Origin of the sequence: Pseudomonas sp. ADAK13 (assembly GCF_012935715.1) — a bacterium.
Lineage (GTDB): Bacteria > Pseudomonadota > Gammaproteobacteria > Pseudomonadales > Pseudomonadaceae > Aquipseudomonas.
The window spans coordinates 813,109-831,432 of record NZ_CP052860.1 but is presented as its reverse complement, the minus strand read 5'-3'; the positions used below and the strand labels follow the sequence as shown (position 1 = coordinate 831,432).

Below are 18,324 nucleotides of genomic sequence, written 5' to 3'. Positions count from 1 at the left end.
TGCGCTCCTAGTGGCTCAGCCCGTATTTCTTGACCTTGTCGAACAGCGTGGTCTTGGCCATCCCCAGTTCCTGGCTGGCCTGGGTCAGGTTGCCGCCGCTGCGTTGCAAGGCATCGTTGAGCAGGTTGCGCTCGAAGGCTTCCACCGCTTCGGTGAACGCCAGGCCGTGGTTGCCACTGCTGGTGCCGCTCTTTTTGAACGCTGGCAAGCCCAGGGCAAAGCGCTCGGCGACGTTGCGCAGTTCACGCACGTTGCCCGGCCAGTCGTGGCTCATGAGGTTGGACAGGGTCTGGTTGTCGAGGTCCGGCGCGGTACGGTCAAAACGCAGGGACGACTGCTGCAGGAAGTGTTCGAACAACTGCAGGATATCTTCGCGACGTTCCCGCAGTGGCGGCAATTCCAGGGTCACCACGTTGAGGCGGTAGTACAGGTCGCTGCGAAACTGGTTGGCGCGGCTCAGGTCGTCGAGGTCGGACTTGGTGGCGGCGATCACCCGGCAATCCACCGCCACGCTCTGGTTCGAGCCCAGGCGTTCCAGGGTGCGTTCCTGCAACACCCGCAGCAGCTTGATCTGCAGGTTCATCGGCATGCTTTCCACTTCGTCGAGGAACAGCGTGCCTTCGTGGGCGTGTTCGATCTTGCCGATGCGGCGTTTGCCGGCGCCGGTAAACGCGTTGGCCTCGTGGCCGAAGATTTCGCTTTCGAACAGGTTTTCCGGCAGGCCGCCGCAGTTCAAGGCGACGAACTGGTGGGAATGCCGGCGGCTGAAATCGTGCAGGCAGCGGGCGACCAGTTCCTTGCCGGTGCCGGTCTCGCCTTCGATCAATACGTTGGCCGAGGTGTCGGCGACGTTGGCGATCAGTTCCCGCAGGTTTTGCATGGCGGGGGAGCGGCCGATGATCCGGCCTTCCAGGGAATCGCGCTCGGCCAGTTGCCGGCGCAGCGACCAGACTTCCCGGGCCAGGCCGCGTTGTTCCAGGGCGCGGCGGGCGACGTCCACCAGGCGCTCGGGGGAGAAGGGTTTCTCCATGAAGTCATAGGCGCCGTTGCGCATCGCGCCCACGGCCATGGAGATGTCGCCGTGGCCGGTGATCAGCACTACCGGCAGGCTTTTATCCAGGGCCTTGAGCCGGGTCAGCAGCTCCAGGCCGTCGATGCCCGGCAGGCGGATATCGCTGATGACGATGCCGGCGAAGTTTTCACCGACCCGGGTCAGAGCCTCTTCGGCGCTGGCCACGCCCACGCTGGGAATGTCTTCCAGGGCCAGGGCTTGCTGGCAGCCGAGCAATACATGGGGGTCGTCTTCGACGATCAGGACGGTCAGGTCGGTGGTTTTTTCTGCGTTCATTTCGACTCGACTTGTTGAGGGTTCACCAGCGGCAAGCTCAGGACAAAGGCAGTACCACCGCTGGCCGGGTGTTCGACAGCGAGGTTGCCGCCGGTGGCGGCCGCGAGGCTGGCCGAGAGTGTCAGGCCCAGGCCCAGGCCTTGTTCGCCGGGTTTGGTGGTAAAGAACGGTTCGAACAAATGCTTGCGGGCCTCGGGATCAATGCCGTGGCCGTTGTCGCGCACCTGCAGGCGGTATTTGCCGTCGACGGTATCGCCTTCCAGCCACAGCTCGGGGGCCGGTTGCGCCTGCATCGCGTCCAGGGCGTTGCCGATCAGGTTGACCAGGATCTGCTCCAGGCGCGTCTGGTCGATCTGCAACTGCGCACTGCTGAAGTGGCGGTGCACCGTCAGTGGCAGGGTCTCCAGGCGGCTGCCGAGGATCTGGAACGTGGCGTCCACCGCCTTGCCCAGGCTGGCTTCACCCTGGTCATCGCCGCGCCGGGCAAAGGAGCGCAGGCTGGCGGTGATGCGGCCCATGCGGTCGATCAGTTCGTTGATGGTCTTGAGGTTGGCACTGGCGGTGTCCAGGGCGCCACGCTCCAGGAAGCGCACGGTGTTGCCTGACAGGGTACGCAACGCGGCCAGCGGCTGGTTCAATTCGTGGGCGATGCTGGTGGACATCTGGCCGATGGCGGCGAGTTTGCCAGCCTGTACCAGTTCGTCCTGGGCCCGGCGCAAGGTTTCCTCGGCCTGGCGCCGTTCGCGAATCTGGCTCTTGAGCCGTTCGTTGCTGGCCCGCAGGTCGGTGGTGCGTTCGGCAATCCGTCGTTCCAGCTGGTTGTTGGCTTCCTGCAAGGCTTCCCGGGCGGCGAGGCGGGTGGCGATCACCTTGCGCCGCTCGTTCCAGGCGATCAGCAGGAACGCCACCAGGGCGAAGGCCACGGCCACCAGGATGCCCTGGTTGATGGCGGCCCGGCGCAGGTCATTCAGCGGAGTCAGCAGGGTGAAGTTCCAGGGGGTGTCATTCAGCGGGCGGGTCTGGGCCAGGTAGCTCACCTCATGCTCGTCTGCCACCACTTCGCTGTTGGCCGGGAAGGTCAGCTTCTCGGTGCCTTCGTTGAGGCGCTCGCGGGCCAGGGGTTCCAGCTCGTTGAGCGTCGCCCAGTAGTATTGAAGGCTGTGGGCGAGGCGGTCCTTGGTGTCATCGCTCAGGGGGCGCACGGACTTGAGGCGACGGGCCGGGTCGCTGGAGAGAATGATGATGCCGTTCTCGTCACTGACGAAGGCCTCCAGGCGCGCCCGCTGCCAGCGCTCTTCCAGCGCTTCGAGGCGCACCTTGACCACGGCCACGCCGATGATCTTGCCGTGTTCTTCCAGGCCATGGGCCAGGTAATAGCCGGGTTCGCCGTTGGTGCTGCCGATGCCGTAGAACCGGCCGGGCTGGCCGCGCACGGCATTCTGGAAATAGGCACGGAAGGACAGGTCTTCACCCTGGTAACTGTCGGCGTCGCGCCAGTTACTGGTGGCCAGCACACGGCCGGTGGTATCCATCACGTAAATCGCCCGGCTGCGACTGCGCCGGTTCAGGCCTTCGAGGTAGTCGTTGACGGTTTTGCGGGTTTCCTGATTCGGGTCGGCCAACAGCCTGGAGACGCTGGATTCCAGCTCCAGGAGACTGGGCAGGTAGGTGTATTTGCTGAGTTCGCTCTCGACGGTGCGGGCGTGCAATTCCAGCTGGCGTTCGCCGGTGTCGGTGAGGGTGCGGATCCCATAGAACTCGCTGATCCAGAAGCCGACGTAACCCAGTCCGATCATCAGGGCGATGATCAGCGGCGGCAGGAACAATTGGCGAATCAGACGAGGCTTCACGGCAAGTGATGGCGGCGCGGCGCGAAAGAGGTTGGGGTCGCATTTCATCACAGATGCCTTGGGTCAACCAGAGCTGCCAGCTTGCGCGGTCCCGTGTGGGAGCAGGCTTGTGTGGGAGCCGGGCTTGCCCGCGATGCAGGCGCCTCGATGTGTCAGTTACACCGAGGTGATGCAATCGCAGGCAAGCCAGCTCCCACACAAGCCTGCTCCCACACAAACCCGGTTTTCACTGGGGAGCAGTGGTGCTTTTAGTGCTGCAGGATTTTCTCAAGGAAGTGCTGCGCACGCTCGGAGCGGGCGCTGATGTCGCCGAAGAACTCCTCTTTCGGGCAGTCTTCGATGATCTTGCCGGCGTCCATGAAGATCACCCGGTCGGCTACCTTGCGGGCGAAACCCATTTCGTGGGTCACGCACATCATGGTCATGCCTTCGTGGGCCAGTTGCACCATCACGTCGAGCACTTCGTTGACCATTTCCGGGTCGAGGGCCGAGGTCGGTTCGTCGAACAGCATGACGATCGGGTCCATGGCCAGCGCACGGGCAATCGCCACACGCTGTTGCTGGCCGCCGGAAAGCTGGCCCGGGTGCTTGTGGGCGTGGGCCGACAGACCGACGCGCTCCAGCAGTTGCAGGCCCTTCTTGGTGGCTTCTTCCTTGCTGCGGCCCAACACCTTGATCTGCGCGATGGTCAGGTTTTCGGTGATGGTCAGGTGCGGAAAGAGCTCGAAGTGCTGGAACACCATGCCAACGCGCGAGCGCAGTTTCGGCAGGTTGGTCTTCGGGTCGGCGATGGAGGTGCCATCGACGACCACGTCGCCTTTCTGGAACGGCTCCAGGGCGTTGACGCACTTGATCAGGGTGGACTTGCCCGAGCCGGACGGCCCGCACACCACGATCACTTCGCCTTTTTTAACCTCGGTGCTGCAGTCGGTCAGCACCTGGAAGTCGCCATACCACTTGTTGATATTCTTGATAGAGATCATACGGCAAACCTTTTTTGCAGACGCTTGACCAGCAGCGAGGCGGAAAAGCTGATGATGAAGTAGACGACACCGGCGAAGATCAGGAACTCATTGGAGCGGCCAATGATGTCGCCGTTGGAGCGGGCGGAGTTGAGGAAGTCCACCAGGCCCACGGTGTAGACCAGCGAGGTGTCCTGGAACAGGATGATCGACTGTTGCAGCAGCAACGGGGTCATCTTGCGGAACGCCTGGGGCAGGATGATCAGGCGCATGGTCTGGCCGTAGGTCATGCCCATCGCTTGCGCGGCGGCCATCTGGCCCTTGGGGATCGACTGCACGCCGGCCCGCACGATTTCACAGAAGTACGCGGCCTCGAACATCATGAAGGCCACGACGCAGGAGGTGAACGCACCGATCGGGGTGTCTTCGCCGGTGATCCAGCGCAGCACGAACGGCACCGCCAGGTAGAACCAGGTGATCACCAACAGCAGCGGGATCGAGCGGAAGTAGTTCACGTAGGCGCCGGCCAGGCGTGACAGCAGTTTGCTGGACGACAGGCGCATCAGCGCGAGGATCGTACCCAGGACGATGCCGCCGACCACGCCCATGACCATCAACTGCAAGGTCATGACCATGCCGTTCCACAGGCCCGGGATGGCGGGGATGATGCCGCTGAAATCGAAGTCCATTATTTACCCCCCACGGAGATCAGGCCGGGCACGGCGACTTTCTTCTCGACCACGCGCATCAGCAGCATCAGGCTCATGTTCAGGGTGAAGTAGATCAGCGTGGCCAGGGTGAAGGCCTCAAACAGGTTGGCCGAGAACTCGGCGGTCTGTTTGGTTTGCGCCAGCAATTCCATCAAGCCGATCAGGGACGCCACGGAGGAGTTCTTGAAGACGTTGAGGAATTCCGAGGTAAGCGGCGGAATGATGATCCGGTAGGCCTGGGGCAGCAGCACGTTCCAGTAGATCTGCGGCAGCTTGAAGCCCATGGCGCGTGCGGCGGACTCCTGGCCACGTGGCAACGCCTGGATGCCGGTGCGCACTTGTTCGCACACACGGGCGGCGGTGAACAGGCCCAGGCACACGACAACGCTCAGGTAGGCCGAGGTGGTCGGGTTGAGGTCTTGTTTGTACCAGTCTTGCAGGTTCTGCGGCAGCAGGTCGGGTATCAGGAAATACCAGATGAACAGCTGAACCAGCAGCGGTACGTTGCGAAACAGTTCCACGTAGCAGGTCGCGATGCCCGATACGATGCGGTTTGGCACGGTGCGCATGACGCCCAGAATGGACCCCAGCAGCAAGGCGATAATCCATGCCACGACGGCGATGGCAATGGTCCAGCCCAAGCCGGCGATGTACCAGTCGAGATAAGTCTCGCTGCCCACGCCGGTGGACTTGAAGAACACGCCCCAGTCCCAGTTGTAATTCATTAGGGTCTCCCCTCGAGATCGATCGATGTACAAGCACCCGCTTGGGGAAGATCCTTTCCCGCCCGACGGTGAACGCCAGGCACACGCGATCGGCTCGAAAACCGCCAGGTCGAGTGTTCCAAAATAAAAGCCAGCAGGTAGTAACAGACGCCTGAGGGAACGTTGGCTCCCTCAGGACATAAGCTTAGTCAGGTATCAGATTTTTACGTCAGGCGCTGGCTTGTCGCTCGGAGTGGCGATCAGGTCCTTCACCTTGTCGCTCATCGGGAAGTTCAGGTTCAGGCCTTTAGGTGGAATCGGGCTTTCAAACCACTTGCTGTAGATCTTGTTGATCTCGCCGGATTTGTACAGGCCGACGATCGCGTCATCCACGGCTTTCTTGAAGGCCGGGTCGTCTTTACGAACCATGCAGGCGTAGGCTTCGAAGGACTGTGGAGTACCGGTGATTACCCAGTCATCCGGCTTCTTGGCCTTGGCTTCTTCACCGGCCAGCAGGGCGTCGTCCATCATGAAGGCAACGGCGCGGCCGCTTTCCAGCATCTGGAAGGATTCGCCGTGGTCCTTGGCGGAGATGACGTTCATGCCCATCTGCTTGTCAGCGTTCATCGCCTTGATGATGCGCTCGGACGTGGTGCCTGCGGTGGTCACGACGTTCTTGCCTTTCAGGTCAGCGAAATCGCTGTAGGACGGCTTGCCATCCTTGTCTTTCTTGACCAGGAGGCGGGTGCCGATTTCGAAGATGTTGACGGTGAAGTCGACTTGCTGGGCGCGTTCGGCGTTGTTGGTGGTGGAGCCGCACTCGATGTCTGCGGTGCCGTTCTGGATCAACGGGATACGGGTTTGCGAGGTGACCAGGTTGTACTTGGTCTTCAGGTCGGGTTTGTTCAGGTCTTTTTTCAGGGCTTCAACGATAGCCAGCTGAATGTCGTGGGAGTAGCCCACGGGTTTGCCCGAACCATCCGCGATGTAGGAAAACGGAATGGAGCTGTCGCGGTGAGCGAGAGTGATGGTGCCGGAGTCGTTGATTTTCTTCAGCGTGCCGGTGAGCTCGGCGGCGAAAACTGGAGTGCTGATCAGAGCAGCAGCGATAGCTGCGCCCAAAATATGGGGAACGATACGCATCAATACTTCCTCGACATTTGTTTTTTTTATGAGACCGGTTGGACGGCCACGTTTTTATATAAACAGTACTGCGAAAGCCTGAGACGGCTCCTGAGGCGCCTCAGGCAATCGCCTACGAGTGTAGAGCATGAGTCGTGCCAGACCAGGAATAAAAGGTTAACTGCATGATTTATATGGCGATTAAGTTTATGTGACGAGTTTTGTAGGCGGGTGAGGTCCGGCAAACCGAATAGGTGGGGGTATGGCGTTCGGAAAACCGAATGGCGGAACACGCCGGTATCGCCCATGAAAAAGCCCCGGGAGTGTGGGCCCGGGGCTTTTGTGGTGGGGCGCTGTCAGAACGTGTAGTCGGCCGACACCACCGCTGCACGGCCATCGCCAGGCACCGCCCAGCCGTTGTTACGGATGCGGGTCAGGTACTCCTTGTCGAACAGGTTGTTGATGTTCAACTGCAGGTTCAACTGTTTGTTGACCTTGTAGCCGAGCATCGCACGTTGCACCGCGTAGCCAGGCGCAGTCGGTGCGCCAGCGGCGCTGACCAGGTACTGCTTGCTCTGCGCGGTGATGCCGTAGCCCACCTGGAAGTCGTAGGGCAGGTCGTACACCGTCCAGAGACTGGCCGCATGCTTGGGCGTGAACGGCAGCGGCTCGCCTTTCTGCGCGTCGAAACCGGTGGTCGCCAGGGTGTAGTCGCTGGCACTGCGCAGTACGCGGGTGTCCAGGTAGGTGTAGTTGGCGAACACCTTCCAGCGGTCGGTTATCGCGCCGCTCAGGCCCAGTGCGACGCCATCTGCACGCGCTTTGCCGTCGAGGGATTGAGTGCCGCTCAGGTTGGTGGGGTCGTTATCGGCGACTTTGTAGTTGGTGCGGTCATTGCGGAAGATCGCGCCGGTGACCGACAAGGCATTGTCGAAGAAGTCCCACTTGGTGCCGATCTCATAGCTGACGGCGGTTTCCGGGGCGACGTTGCAGTTGTTGGTGGCGATGCTTGAGCTTTTGGCCGGGGTGTAGCACCCGCCATTGACGCTGGCTTGTGACGGCGTCTTGCTGTTGCCGTAGGCGATATAGACGCTGCCGTTTTCCGCCGGTTTGTAGACCAGCGCCAGGCGGTAGGACGTCAGGTCATCCGCTTGGCCATAGCGGGTGCCGGGCGTCTCCACACCGGTGCTGGAGTAAGCATTGGTCACCGAACTGCCCGCGTTGTGCTCGTAACGCAAGCCGCCGTTGATTTCCCATTGCGGGCTGAGCTTGAGCGTGTCGAAGGCATAAGCGGCGCGGTTGTTCAGCGCGCCATCGACGTGGGCCGCCCGGGTGAAATTGACCGGGCCGGTCCATTCGGAATTCGGATCGCTGTAGCTGACCGGTGGCGGGACTATCGTGCTGCCGTTGGCGTTGGTCAGCCACTTTCCGGTATCCGCCTCGTATTCCTCGCGGCTGATGGCAATCCCGGTCACCAGCGTGTGGTCGATAAACCCGGTGCTGAAGTGGCTGGTGACGTCGGTCTGGTTGGTGAACATCTTGTTCTGGGTGTTGCGCTCGTTACCCAGTGAGCCGCCGCTTGGCTGGAAATAGCCCGGTTGCAGGCCCGCGGCGCAAGGCGCGCCCGTGATCTGGGTGCCGCTGGCCAGGCAGCCGGCCTGTGCACCTTCGGGGCCGGAGGCGCGCAGGTCCTGGCGAACCCGCTCGACACGGGTGAAGTTGCGCACCGACACGGCGTCGTTGAAGTCGTGTTCGAGCTTCAGGCTGAACGAATCCGAGGTGATCTGCTGGTCATTGATGTTGTGGTAGCCGTAGAAATCGCTCCAGCCCACGCCCGGCATGGGTTTGCCGTTGTAGATGGGGATGCCGTATTGCGGTGTGTTGTCGTCTTTCTGATGCTCGTAGCTGACGGTCACGCGCGTCGGTGTGCCCAGGCCAAATGCGATGGAGGGTGCAATGCCCCAGCGTGAGTAATCTTCATAATCGCGGCCTGGCACATCGTTACCATGGGCCATCAGGTTCAGGCGGAACGCGGTGGTGTCGTTGAGCGTCTGGTTGGTGTCCAGGGTGGTGCGCTTGTAGTTATCGGTGCCGATGCCGGCACTGATGGTGGTTTTGTCGCGTAATTCTGGCTGCTTGCTCACCAGGTTGATGGTGCCGCCGACCGCACCGGAACCGGAATACACCGAACTGGCGCCGCTGACGACTTCGACCTGTTCCAGGTTGAACGGGTCGGTGCGGCTGTACTGCGCGCTGTCGCGCACGCCGTCCACGTAGATGTCGCCGCTGGCGGAAAACCCGCGCAGGTTGATGCTGTCGCCATACCCGCTGCCACCTTCGCCGGCACCGAAGGTGATGCCGGGCACGGTGCTGAGCACGTCGCGCAGGGTCAGCAGGTTCTGGTCATGAATGACTTCCTTGGGTACCACCGTAATGGTCTGCGGTGTGTCGCGCAGCGCCTCGGTGTACTTGGGGGAAGACGGAGCCACAGGGTTGTAGACGCTCTGGCTCGGGGCCTGGCCTTCGATGCTGGTCGCGCCGAGCTGAATGACGCCTGTGTTGTCCTCTGGTGCGGGCTCCGCCGCGTAACTGAATCCTCCCTGCGCAGCCACTGCCAAGCCCACTGCCGACGCGAGCATATGCCGCGATGAAAGGGGGGCAGAACTGATCCCGGTAGCCATTGAGTAGTCTCTTGTTGGTGTTAGTGAGATGCGATCGTAATTGATAAGCGATCTCAAATGTAATACTTTGTAACCAAATAATTCATGAAACTTTTGCGGTCCTTGATCGCCACACGGGGCAGTCATGCAAAGTGCGCAGCCAGGCAGCGAGCCGTCTGATATCGGTGATAACCCGCGTGCCTATGTGCGGTGGGTGATGCATGCCGCTCAACTGGGTGATGCCGACGCACAGGCGACCCTGGCCCAACTGCTGCTTGACGGTCGCGGCGTGCAGAAGGATGAGGCGCTGGCGCTGAGCTGGTTTCGCATCGCTGCACGGCAGCGCCACCCCATGGCGATCAACATGATCGGGCGCTGCCTGGAGAATGGCTGGGGCTGCACAATCGACCTGGAGGACAGCGCGTTGCATTACCGCAAGGCTGCCGACCTGGGACTGGATTGGGGCATGTACAACTACGGGCAATTGCTGACACGCGGTCGGGGCGTGGAGCGAGACCTTGTTGCGGCCTATGAGTTGTTCGTTCGGGCTGCGGGCAAGGGGCACGCCAAGTCGATGAACCTGTTGGGAAGGTTTCACCACGAGGGCGTTGTGGTGCCCAAGGATGTTCAACTGGCGAGGCAGTGGTACCGGCGCTCGGCCGAGGCCGGGGATTTCCGTGGGCAATACAACCATGCCTCGGAGCTGGCCGAAGACGGAGACGAGGCGCAGGCCTGCCTATGGCTGGAGCGGGCGCTCACAACAGCTACGCCGGGCTTTCTGCAGGCGGCGTATCCGGTGTTGGTGGGCTCTGCCCTCGCCGGGATTCGTGAAATGGGCCTGCGCTATCAGCGCCATCTGCAGGCATGAAAAAGCCCCTGGACCTTTCGGTGCAGGGGCTTTTTTACGGCGGGCTGATCAGGCGGCTTCGATCTTGCCGCGATTGTGCTCAACCTTGGACAGGTAACGCTGCACGTTTTCCTGTTCTTCCGGCGTGGTGAACAAGCCCAGCTTGCTGCGGCGCCACAGGATGTCCTGGGGCTGCGTGGCCCATTCTTCGGCGCACAGGTAATCGACTTCGCGGGTGTACAGGCCGCCACCGAGGTGGTCGCCCATGTCGGCCAGCGATTGCACGCCTTCCAGCAGGCGCCAGGTGCGGCTGCCATAAGTGGTGGACCAGCGACGGGCAATCTCGCTCGGCACCCAGTCGTATTTGCTGCGGATTGCATCGGCCAGGGCTTCTGGCGTGCTCATGTTTTCGCCACCGGGCAGGGTGGCCGTGGCAGTCCAGCTTGGGCGCATCTGGGTGAAATACGGCGCCAGTTGTGCCATCGCTGATTCGGCCAGCTTGCGGTACGTGGTCAGCTTGCCGCCGAACACCGACAGCAATGGCGCCTCGCCCGAGGTGCCCGACAGCGCCAGGGTGTAGTCGCGGGTCACGGCCGACGGGTTGTCGGACTCGTCGTTGCACAGTGGGCGCACGCCGGAATAGGTGTGCACGATGTCATCGCGGCTCAACTGCTTCTTGAAGTGCGCGTTGACCACGTTGAGCATGTAGTCGGTTTCACCTTCGGTAATCGCCACTTTCGCCGGGTCACCGGTGTATTCGCGGTCGGTGGTGCCGATGATGGTCAGGTGATTCAGGTACGGAATGGTGAAGACGATGCGTTGGTCTTCGTTCTGCAGGATGTGCGCGTGGGCGCCTTCATACAGCTTCGGCACGATCAGGTGGCTGCCTTGGATCAGGCGGATGCCGTAGGGCGAGTCCAGCTTCAAGTCATCCTTGATGAACTTGGCCACCCATGGGCCGGCGGCGTTTACCAGCGCGCGGGCACGGATCGAGAACAGGCTGCCATCGGCGCGCTCCATGTTCATTTCCCACAGGCCTTTACTGCGATGTGCGCTGACGCAACGGGTCTGGGTGTGGATATGTGCACCCTTTTCCCGCGCGGCCATGGCGTTGAGTACTACAAGGCGGGCGTCGTCGACCCAGCAGTCGGAGTATTCGAAGCCTTTGGTGATTTCGCTTTTCAGCGGGCTGTCGGGGCCGAACTTGAGGCTCTTGGAGCCTTCGAGTTTTTCGCGCTTGCCCAGGTGGTCATAGAGGAACAAGCCGGCGCGAATCATCCACGCCGGGCGCAGGTGCGGGCGGTGTGGCAATACAAAGCGCATTTGCTTGACGATGTGCGGGGCCTTGGCCAACAGCACTTCACGTTCAGCCAGGGCTTCGCGCACCAGGCGGAATTCGTAATGCTCCAGGTAGCGCAGGCCGCCGTGGATCAGCTTGCTGCTGGCGGAGGAAGTGTGGCTGGCCAGGTCGTCCTTTTCGCAAAGGAATACCGACAAACCGCGCCCGGCTGCGTCTGCTGCGATGCCGACGCCATTGATCCCGCCACCGATAACGGCGACGTCATAGACTTCAGCAAGCGGTGGGGCAGGCAAGGTAGAAGAGTTCATCGGCTGGCCTCGCAATCTTTTTCGTATTGGAATTCGAACATAAATGTTCATTTGCGAAAATGGTAGCTCATAAACGCGGGCACAGCCAGTCCGCTTCGATTGAAAATACTGATCGAAGGGCGAATAAAGGAAAATTTGTGAACATCAGGGGGCAGGACACCCCCTGTTTGGGCTTACACCACTTCCAGACGAATCTTGTGCTGATTCAACAGTTGCACCAGCGCCGGAACCGGCTGCTGATCGGTGACTAAACAATCAATCAAACTGATCGGTCCCAAGCGAATCATGGCGTTGCGCCCGAATTTGCTGGAGTCCGCGGCCAGGATCACCTTGCGCGCATTGGCAATGATCGCCTGGGAAACCCGAACTTCCTGGTAATCGAAGTCCAAAAGGCTGCCGTCTTCATCAATACCGCTGATGCCTACCAGGGCGAAATCGACCTTGAACTGGTTGATAAAGTCGACGCTGGCCTGGCCCACCACGCCGCCGTCACGGCGCACGTTGCCGCCGGTCAGGAGTACGTCGAAGTCGTCTTTGGCACTCAGCATCATGGCGACGTTGAGGTTATTGGTGATGATTTTCAGGTGGCTGTGGTTAAGCAGTGCACGAGCGATCGATTCGGTGGTGGTACCGATGTTGATAAACAGCGAGGCGTGATCGGGGATTTGCGCGGCAATCGCTTCGCCGATGCGCTGTTTCTCGTCGCGCATCTGGTCGGCACGCATGGCGTACGCGGTGTTTTCAACGCTGGAGTCATAGGCTGCGCCGCCGTGGTAGCGGCGCAACAGATTGGCTTCCGCCAGTTGATTGATATCGCGGCGGATGGTTTGCGGGGTGACAACAAAGAGCTGCGCCATTTCCTCGATACTCACATAGCCGCGTTCGCGGACCAGTTCGAGGATTTGTTGCTGGCGGGGAGGCAGATTCATGGTGCGTCCTTTGGGCTGCCGTAAAAAGTGGCCCATGATGACGCAGGAATCTGCTCCCTGCCAGTTGCAACCCTATGTGGGTCCGGCGCTTGGCTTATTCAGCGCCTTCGTGGGGTTCCCAGTCGCGGGTGCGGCTGACCGCTTTTTGCCAGCCGGCGTAGAGTTTTTCCTTCGCCGCTTCTTCCAGTTGCGGTTCGAATTGACGCTCGATCACCGCCTTGCCGCGCAGTTCGTCCAGGCTGCCCCAGAAGCCGCACGCCAGGCCGGCCAGGTAGGCGGCGCCCAATGCGGTGGTTTCGCGCATTTGCGGGCGTTCAACCTGGGTGCCGAGGATGTCGGCCTGGAATTGCATCAGGAAGTTGTTGGCGACCGCGCCACCGTCTACCCGCAGGGATTTGAGGCGTTCGCCGGAATCCTGCTGCATGGCGTCGAGTACGTCGCGGGTCTGGTAGGCAATCGACTCCAGGGCAGCACGAATGATGTGGTCCACGCGTACGCCACGGGTCAGGCCGAACAGCGCGCCACGGGCATACGGGTCCCAGTAAGGAGCACCCAGGCCGGTGAAGGCGGGGACCAGGTACACGCCGTTGCTGTCCTTGACCTTGCCGGCGAAGTATTCGGTGTCGGTGGCGTCGGCGATGATCTTCAGCTCGTCACGCAGCCACTGCACGGTGGAACCGCCGTTGAACACGGCGCCTTCCAGGGCGTAGGCCACTTCGCCTCGGGGGCCGCAAGCGATGGTGGTGAGCATGCCGTGCTTGGATTTCACGGCCTTGTCGCCGGTGTTCATCAGCAGGAAGCAGCCGGTGCCGTAGGTGTTTTTCGCCTGGCCCGGCTCCACGCACATTTGGCCGAACAGCGCCGCCTGCTGGTCACCGGCGATACCGCCGATGGCGATGCCGCTTTTGGTGCGGCCGTAGATTTCCGAGGAGGACTTCACTTCCGGCAGCATTTCGCGCGGCACGTCGAGAATCTCCAGCATCTTCGCATCCCACTCCAGGGTGTGGATGTTGAAGAGCATGGTGCGCGAGGCGTTGGTGTAGTCGGTGACGTGGGTTTTGCCGCCGGTAAATTTCCAGATCAGCCAGCTGTCGATGGTGCCGAACAGCAGCTCGCCGTTACGCGCACGTTCGCGGCTGCCTTCGACGTTGTCGAGGATCCACTTGAGCTTGGTGCCGGAGAAGTACGGGTCGGTGACCAGGCCGGTGGTGTCATTGATGTATTGCTCGTGGCCGTCGCGCTTGAGCTGCTGGCAGATCTCGGTGCTGCGGCGGCATTGCCAGACGATCGCGTTGTAGATCGGGCGGCCGGTGATTTTGTCCCAGACCACGGTGGTTTCACGCTGGTTGGTGATGCCGATGGCCGCGACCTGGTCATGGTGCAGGCCGGCTTGTGCCAGGGCCTCGACCATCACCGCGCTCTGGGTGGCGAAAATTTCCATCGGGTCATGTTCGACCCAGCCGGCTTGCGGGTAATGCTGGGTGAATTCACGCTGGGCGGTGCAGACCACGTTGGCGTCACGATCGAAGATGATCGCCCGGGAACTGGTGGTGCCCTGATCGAGGGCAATGATGTAGTTCTTATTCTGAATGTCGGTCATGTCGATTGCCTTGGACGGAGAATAGGGAAGTCAGTAAACAGCCTGGGCCGCAAAAGGGCAGTACGGCCCAGGCTATCGCATCAGGAAGTACGGGTTTTGCCGGTGGCAGCCGCTTCGGTTGCATCCGTTGTAGCAGGTGCGGCGCTTGGCAGGTGACGGGCAATCAGCCCGCGATACGCTGCTGCACCGAGGCAGGCACCGACAATCGGTGCAAAGATCGGAATCAGGAAATAAGGAATGTCGCGCCCGCCGGTGAAGGCCATTTCACCCCAACCGGCGAAAAAGGTCATCAGCTTGGGACCGAAGTCACGCGCGGGGTTCATCGCAAAGCCGGTCAGCGGGCCCATGGCGCTGCCGATCACGGCGATCAGCAAACCAATCAGCAGTGGCGCCAACGGGCCACGGGGCAGGCCGTTGTTGTCGTCGGTCAGGGCCATGATCACGCCCATCAGGATCGCGGTGATGACCATTTCCACCAGGAACGCCTGGGCCGTGCCCAGCAATGGGTGGGGATAGGTGGAGAACACCGACGCCAGTTCCAGGCTGGCCTGGGTGCCGCGAATCATGTGGTGGGTTTGTTCGTAATCGAAAAACAGGTTGCTGTAGAGCGTGTAAACCAACGCGGCCGAGCAGAAGGCGCCGGCGACTTGGGCGATGATGTAGAAGGGCAGTTTGCGCTTGTCGAAATCGGCAAAAATGCACAGGGCGATACTGACGGCCGGATTGAGGTGAGCTCCGGAAATACCGGCGCTCAGGTAGATCGCCATGCTGACGCCGATCCCCCAGATGATACTGATTTCCCACAACCCAAAGCTGGCACCCGCGACCTTGAGCGCAGCAACACATCCGGTACCGAAGAAGATCAGTAACGCAGTGCCGAGGAATTCGGCCATGCATTGACTTGAAAGTGAAGGCTGTTGAAGAGCAGTTGTCATGGAAAACCTCTGTTTTTGTTGTTGTCTGGCGTTTTGCCTCAACGGGCAATCGGCGATTTTCACCGTGGCGAGGATCCCCATCCTGTTCACGGCTTACTGCTGTGAATCCGTAGGTCTATTCCTACAGTATTCGTAAACGAAAAAATATAGACAAGAATGACGGCTGTCAAAGGTCGAAAGTGAACGATCAGTCATTTTGTAATTATTGGTGTGGTGAATGATCGTGCCGTGGGCGACGGGAGACGCTGACGGGGACCGCGCGGGGGCGTGGCAGAGGGCTTCGGACTAGAGCCTTTTGCCGCGTGTTGGCCTAGAATTGGCCGTCTGTTTTTTCACCTTTTTGCCAAGCCTGGAGCACGCATGACGCCCGCATTGGACCTGTTGAAAAAAGTTCGCGCCGAACATCGAATCCACAGTTACGAACATGACCCCAAGGCAGCCTCCTATGGTCTGGAGGCCGCGGAAAAATTGGGGCTTGATCCTGCGCAGGTGTTCAAGACCCTGCTGGCCAGCAGTGAAAAGGCTGAGCTGCTGGTGGCTGTTGTGCCGGTCGTCGGAAGTTTGGATTTAAAAGCGTTGGCGCAGGCGGCCGGGGTGAAAAAGGTTGAGATGGCGGACCCTGCGGCGGCGCAACGGGCGACCGGTTATTTGCTCGGTGGTATCAGCCCATTGGGGCAGAAGAAGCGCTTGCGCACCTTTGTCGATGTGACGGCGCAGTCGTTTCCGACGATTTTTATCAGTGCGGGGAGAAGGGGGCTTGAAGTGGAGTTGGCAGCAGCGGTGCTGGCCGAACACACCCAGGCCAAGTTCGCGGAAATTGGCCGGGCGTGATGCGTTGACGTCAGGAGGCGGTGCTGTAGCGGCGAACGCCTGCCTCAACCTGAGGGATTTGTGCTGCGGTGCTGCCCGAGGCCTGGAACAACACCAGGTGCTCGGCTGCCACGCGAATGCCTACATCGGCACCGACCGAGTGATCGGCGTGGCTGGGAAAGATCGACTCCAGCTGTGCGCCTGTCGGCAACTGCAAGCGATACAGGGTCGACGCACCGAGGAACGTCTTGCCGACAATCCGCGCTTTCAAGGCACTGTCCGGCGCATAAACGATGTCGTCCGGGCGCAGCAATACATCCACGGCGCCGCCAGTAGGCCAGGTGTACGCACGGTTGCCGCGCAATTCGCCCAGCTCCGTGGTGACCGATTCCGGCGTGTTCAATTGCCCGCGAATAAAGTAACCCTGGCCAATAAAGCTGGCGACAAAGGGCGTCAGCGGTTCGTGGTAGAGGTTGTAGGGCGTGTCCCACTGCTCCAGGCGGCCTTCCTTGAACACGCCGACATGATCACTCACCGCGAAGGCTTCTTCCTGGTCATGGGTCACCAGAATCGCACTGGTGCCCCGCGCCTTGAGGATGTCGCGCACTTCATGGCTGAGCTTGCGCCGCAGTTCGCCGTCGAGGTTGGAGAAGGGTTCGTCCAACAGCAGCAGTTGCGGTTCCGGCGCCAACGCGCGGGCCAGGGCGACGCGCTGTTGCTGGCCGCCGGAGAGCTCGTGGGGGAAGCGTTTGCCGAGGTTCTTCAGGTTCACCAGTTCCAGCAGTTCGGCGACCACACGCTCTTTTTGCGGGTGTTTGCGAATGCCGAAGGCGATGTTGTCGGCCACGCTGAGGTGTGGAAACAGCGCGTAGTCCTGGAACACCATGCCGATGCGACGTTTCTCCGGGGCCAGTGTGAAACCGGCGCTGGAAATGACTTCGCCCGCCAGGCTGATCTCGCCTTCGTGCACCGGCTCAAACCCGGCAATGGCTCGCAGGGTGGTGGTCTTGCCGCAGCCCGAGGAGCCCAGCAGGCAACCGATGTCGCCAGCGTTGAGGTGCAGGTTGAGGTTCTGCACCACCCGTTGATCCTGATAACCGCATGCCAGATTGCGTAGGTTCAGCAGTAATGGCTGGCTCATGCAGGGCGGTACGCCGGCGCCACCAGGAATTCGAGCAAGGCCTTTTGTGCGTGCAGGCGGTTTTCTGCCTGGGCCCAGGCCACCGAGCGCTGATCATCCAGCAGGTCGAGGCTGATTTCTTCGCCGCGGTGGGCGGGCAGGCAGTGCATGAACAGCACGTCCGGCGCGGCCAGGTCGAGCAGGGCGCGGGTCACCTGGAACGGGGCGAACAGCTTGAGGCGCTTGGCGGTTTCTTCCTCCTGGCCCATGGACGTCCACACGTCGGTGCTCACCAGGTGCGCGCCGATGACCGCCTCACGCGGGTCGCGGACGATGGTCACGCGGTCGCCGGCCTGGGCCAGGAAGCGCGCATCCGGCTCGTAGCCGTCAGGGCAGGCGACGCGCAATTGGAAGTCGAACTGGATCGCCGCTTCTATATAGCTGTTGCACATGTTGTTGCCGTCGCCGATCCAGGCCACGGTCTTGCCCTGGATCGAGCCGCGCTGTTCGAGGAAGGTTTGCATGTCGGCCAGCAACTGGCACGGGTGCAGGTCATCGGACAGGCCGTTGATCACAGGCACGCGGGAGTTGGCGGCAAATTCGGTCAGGGTGCTGTGGGCGAAGGTACGGATCATCACCGCATCCAGCATGCTCGACATCACAATCGCGCAGTCGCTGATCGGCTCGCCGCGACCCAGTTGGGTATCGCGAGGCGACAGGAAGATAGCCTGGCCGCCGAGCTGGATCATGCCGGCTTCGAAGGACACACGGGTGCGGGTCGACGACTTCTCGAAAATCATCCCGAGCACGCGGTTTTTCAAAGGCTCGAACAGTACGCCGCGGTTACGCAGGTCTTTAAGCTCAATGCCTCGACGGAGCACGCTGACCAGCTCTTCGGGCGTGCAATCCATCAGGGAGAGAAAGTGCCTTGCGCTCATCATTAACTACCTTTTTGCAACAGACCGCAGATACTCAAAGCCTTGTTTATTTTGAAAACGGGCGAGACCTGCGGCGAAAGCCGCACGGGGCGACGAAATAGGGGAAGGCGCGATCTTATAATTAAATGTCGCGTCTTACCAATAGGGCTACAGTTTTTAGGGGAGTTCAAGGACGCGGGGA

Annotated in this window: 15 protein-coding genes; 2 read left to right on the top strand and 13 right to left on the bottom strand. The window is 61.0% G+C overall.

Annotated elements, in window-relative coordinates; translation table 11 throughout:
* Positions 1–7 precede the first annotated feature (7 nt).
* The 7 genes from HKK54_RS04020 to HKK54_RS03990 form a co-directional block, all read right to left on the bottom strand.
* A complete protein-coding gene (locus tag HKK54_RS04020) occupies positions 8–1,348 on the bottom strand; it encodes a sigma-54-dependent transcriptional regulator (protein WP_010170188.1) in 1,341 nt (446 codons plus the stop codon).
* A complete protein-coding gene (locus tag HKK54_RS04015) occupies positions 1,345–3,246 on the bottom strand; it encodes a sensor histidine kinase (protein WP_169386203.1) in 1,902 nt (633 codons plus the stop codon). The genes HKK54_RS04020 and HKK54_RS04015 overlap by 4 nt, the downstream gene beginning before the upstream one ends.
* Positions 3,247–3,446: 200 nt before the next feature.
* Positions 3,447–4,181 carry an amino acid ABC transporter ATP-binding protein gene (locus HKK54_RS04010; protein ID WP_010170183.1) on the bottom strand — a complete coding sequence of 245 codons (735 nt, stop codon included), beginning with the start codon at positions 4,179–4,181 and terminating at the stop codon, positions 3,447–3,449.
* Positions 4,178–4,849, bottom strand: a complete 672-nt coding sequence (locus HKK54_RS04005) for an amino acid ABC transporter permease (RefSeq protein ID WP_010170181.1) — start codon at positions 4,847–4,849, stop codon at positions 4,178–4,180. Before HKK54_RS04005 ends, HKK54_RS04010 begins: the two co-directional genes overlap by 4 nt.
* Positions 4,849–5,595: an amino acid ABC transporter permease gene (locus HKK54_RS04000; RefSeq protein ID WP_003208731.1), complete on the bottom strand. Its 747-nt coding sequence runs from the start codon at positions 5,593–5,595 to the stop codon at positions 4,849–4,851. The genes HKK54_RS04005 and HKK54_RS04000 overlap by 1 nt, the downstream gene beginning before the upstream one ends.
* A gap of 195 nt (positions 5,596–5,790) precedes the next feature.
* Positions 5,791–6,717: a glutamate/aspartate ABC transporter substrate-binding protein gene (locus HKK54_RS03995; RefSeq protein ID WP_010170177.1), complete on the bottom strand. Its 927-nt coding sequence runs from the start codon at positions 6,715–6,717 to the stop codon at positions 5,791–5,793.
* A gap of 335 nt (positions 6,718–7,052) precedes the next feature.
* Positions 7,053–9,377 carry a TonB-dependent receptor gene (locus HKK54_RS03990; RefSeq protein WP_029615868.1) on the bottom strand — a complete coding sequence of 775 codons (2,325 nt, stop codon included), beginning with the start codon at positions 9,375–9,377 and terminating at the stop codon, positions 7,053–7,055.
* Positions 9,378–9,501: 124 nt separating this feature from the next.
* On the opposite strand from HKK54_RS03990, the gene HKK54_RS03985 reads away from it, so the two are divergent.
* Positions 9,502–10,224, top strand: coding sequence for a tetratricopeptide repeat protein (locus HKK54_RS03985; protein WP_169386202.1), 723 nt, complete (start codon positions 9,502–9,504; stop codon positions 10,222–10,224).
* Between the two features lie 48 nt (positions 10,225–10,272).
* Here HKK54_RS03985 and glpD read toward each other — a convergent pair whose 3' ends face one another.
* The 4 genes from glpD to HKK54_RS03965 all read right to left on the bottom strand — a co-directional run bounded on the left by glpD (position 10,273) and on the right by HKK54_RS03965 (position 15,275).
* Positions 10,273–11,811: a glycerol-3-phosphate dehydrogenase gene (glpD, locus tag HKK54_RS03980; RefSeq protein WP_169386201.1), complete on the bottom strand. Its 1,539-nt coding sequence runs from the start codon at positions 11,809–11,811 to the stop codon at positions 10,273–10,275.
* 173 nt (positions 11,812–11,984) lie between these two features.
* On the bottom strand, positions 11,985–12,740 hold the full coding sequence (locus HKK54_RS03975) for a DeoR/GlpR family transcriptional regulator (protein ID WP_003208723.1): 756 nt from the start codon (positions 12,738–12,740) through the stop codon (positions 11,985–11,987).
* A gap of 94 nt (positions 12,741–12,834) precedes the next feature.
* Positions 12,835–14,340 (bottom strand): glycerol kinase GlpK, encoded by a 1,506-nt coding sequence (gene glpK, locus HKK54_RS03970; RefSeq protein ID WP_003208721.1) that lies wholly within the window; start codon positions 14,338–14,340, stop codon positions 12,835–12,837.
* An 80-nt stretch (positions 14,341–14,420) separates the two neighbouring features.
* Positions 14,421–15,275, bottom strand: a complete 855-nt coding sequence (locus tag HKK54_RS03965; protein ID WP_010170168.1) for an MIP/aquaporin family protein — start codon at positions 15,273–15,275, stop codon at positions 14,421–14,423.
* A 360-nt stretch (positions 15,276–15,635) separates the two neighbouring features.
* Between HKK54_RS03965 and ybaK the strand changes: the two genes are divergently transcribed.
* Positions 15,636–16,106, top strand: a complete 471-nt coding sequence (gene ybaK / locus HKK54_RS03960) for a Cys-tRNA(Pro) deacylase (protein WP_010170166.1) — start codon at positions 15,636–15,638, stop codon at positions 16,104–16,106.
* A gap of 10 nt (positions 16,107–16,116) precedes the next feature.
* Here ybaK and HKK54_RS03955 read toward each other — a convergent pair whose 3' ends face one another.
* Both HKK54_RS03955 and argF read right to left on the bottom strand, forming a co-directional pair.
* The gene (locus tag HKK54_RS03955) at positions 16,117–17,226 is read right to left on the bottom strand and encodes an ABC transporter ATP-binding protein (RefSeq protein ID WP_169386200.1); all 1,110 of its coding nucleotides are present in this window, start codon (positions 17,224–17,226) and stop codon (positions 16,117–16,119) included.
* Positions 17,223–18,143 (bottom strand): ornithine carbamoyltransferase, encoded by a 921-nt coding sequence (gene argF / locus HKK54_RS03950; RefSeq protein ID WP_169386199.1) that lies wholly within the window; start codon positions 18,141–18,143, stop codon positions 17,223–17,225. The genes HKK54_RS03955 and argF overlap by 4 nt, the downstream gene beginning before the upstream one ends.
* Positions 18,144–18,324 lie beyond the last annotated feature (181 nt).

Bases quoted from the DNA above. Each gene is read 5' to 3' on its own strand.
- HKK54_RS04020 (WP_010170188.1), bottom strand. From the start codon at position 1,348: ATGAACGCAGAAAAAACCACCGACCTGACCGTCCTGATCGTCGAAGAC.
- HKK54_RS04015 (WP_169386203.1), bottom strand. From the start codon at position 3,246: ATGAAATGCGACCCCAACCTCTTTCGCGCCGCGCCGCCATCACTTGCC.
- HKK54_RS04010 (WP_010170183.1), bottom strand. From the start codon at position 4,181: ATGATCTCTATCAAGAATATCAACAAGTGGTATGGCGACTTCCAGGTG.
- HKK54_RS04005 (WP_010170181.1), bottom strand. From the start codon at position 4,849: ATGGACTTCGATTTCAGCGGCATCATCCCCGCCATCCCGGGCCTGTGG.
- HKK54_RS04000 (WP_003208731.1), bottom strand. From the start codon at position 5,595: ATGAATTACAACTGGGACTGGGGCGTGTTCTTCAAGTCCACCGGCGTG.
- HKK54_RS03995 (WP_010170177.1), bottom strand. From the start codon at position 6,717: ATGCGTATCGTTCCCCATATTTTGGGCGCAGCTATCGCTGCTGCTCTG.
- HKK54_RS03990 (WP_029615868.1), bottom strand. From the start codon at position 9,377: ATGGCTACCGGGATCAGTTCTGCCCCCCTTTCATCGCGGCATATGCTC.
- HKK54_RS03985 (WP_169386202.1), top strand. From the start codon at position 9,502: ATGCAAAGTGCGCAGCCAGGCAGCGAGCCGTCTGATATCGGTGATAAC.
- glpD (WP_169386201.1), bottom strand. From the start codon at position 11,811: ATGAACTCTTCTACCTTGCCTGCCCCACCGCTTGCTGAAGTCTATGAC.
- HKK54_RS03975 (WP_003208723.1), bottom strand. From the start codon at position 12,740: ATGAATCTGCCTCCCCGCCAGCAACAAATCCTCGAACTGGTCCGCGAA.
- glpK (WP_003208721.1), bottom strand. From the start codon at position 14,340: ATGACCGACATTCAGAATAAGAACTACATCATTGCCCTCGATCAGGGC.
- HKK54_RS03965 (WP_010170168.1), bottom strand. From the start codon at position 15,275: ATGACAACTGCTCTTCAACAGCCTTCACTTTCAAGTCAATGCATGGCC.
- ybaK (WP_010170166.1), top strand. From the start codon at position 15,636: ATGACGCCCGCATTGGACCTGTTGAAAAAAGTTCGCGCCGAACATCGA.
- HKK54_RS03955 (WP_169386200.1), bottom strand. From the start codon at position 17,226: ATGAGCCAGCCATTACTGCTGAACCTACGCAATCTGGCATGCGGTTAT.
- argF (WP_169386199.1), bottom strand. From the start codon at position 18,143: ATGAGCGCAAGGCACTTTCTCTCCCTGATGGATTGCACGCCCGAAGAG.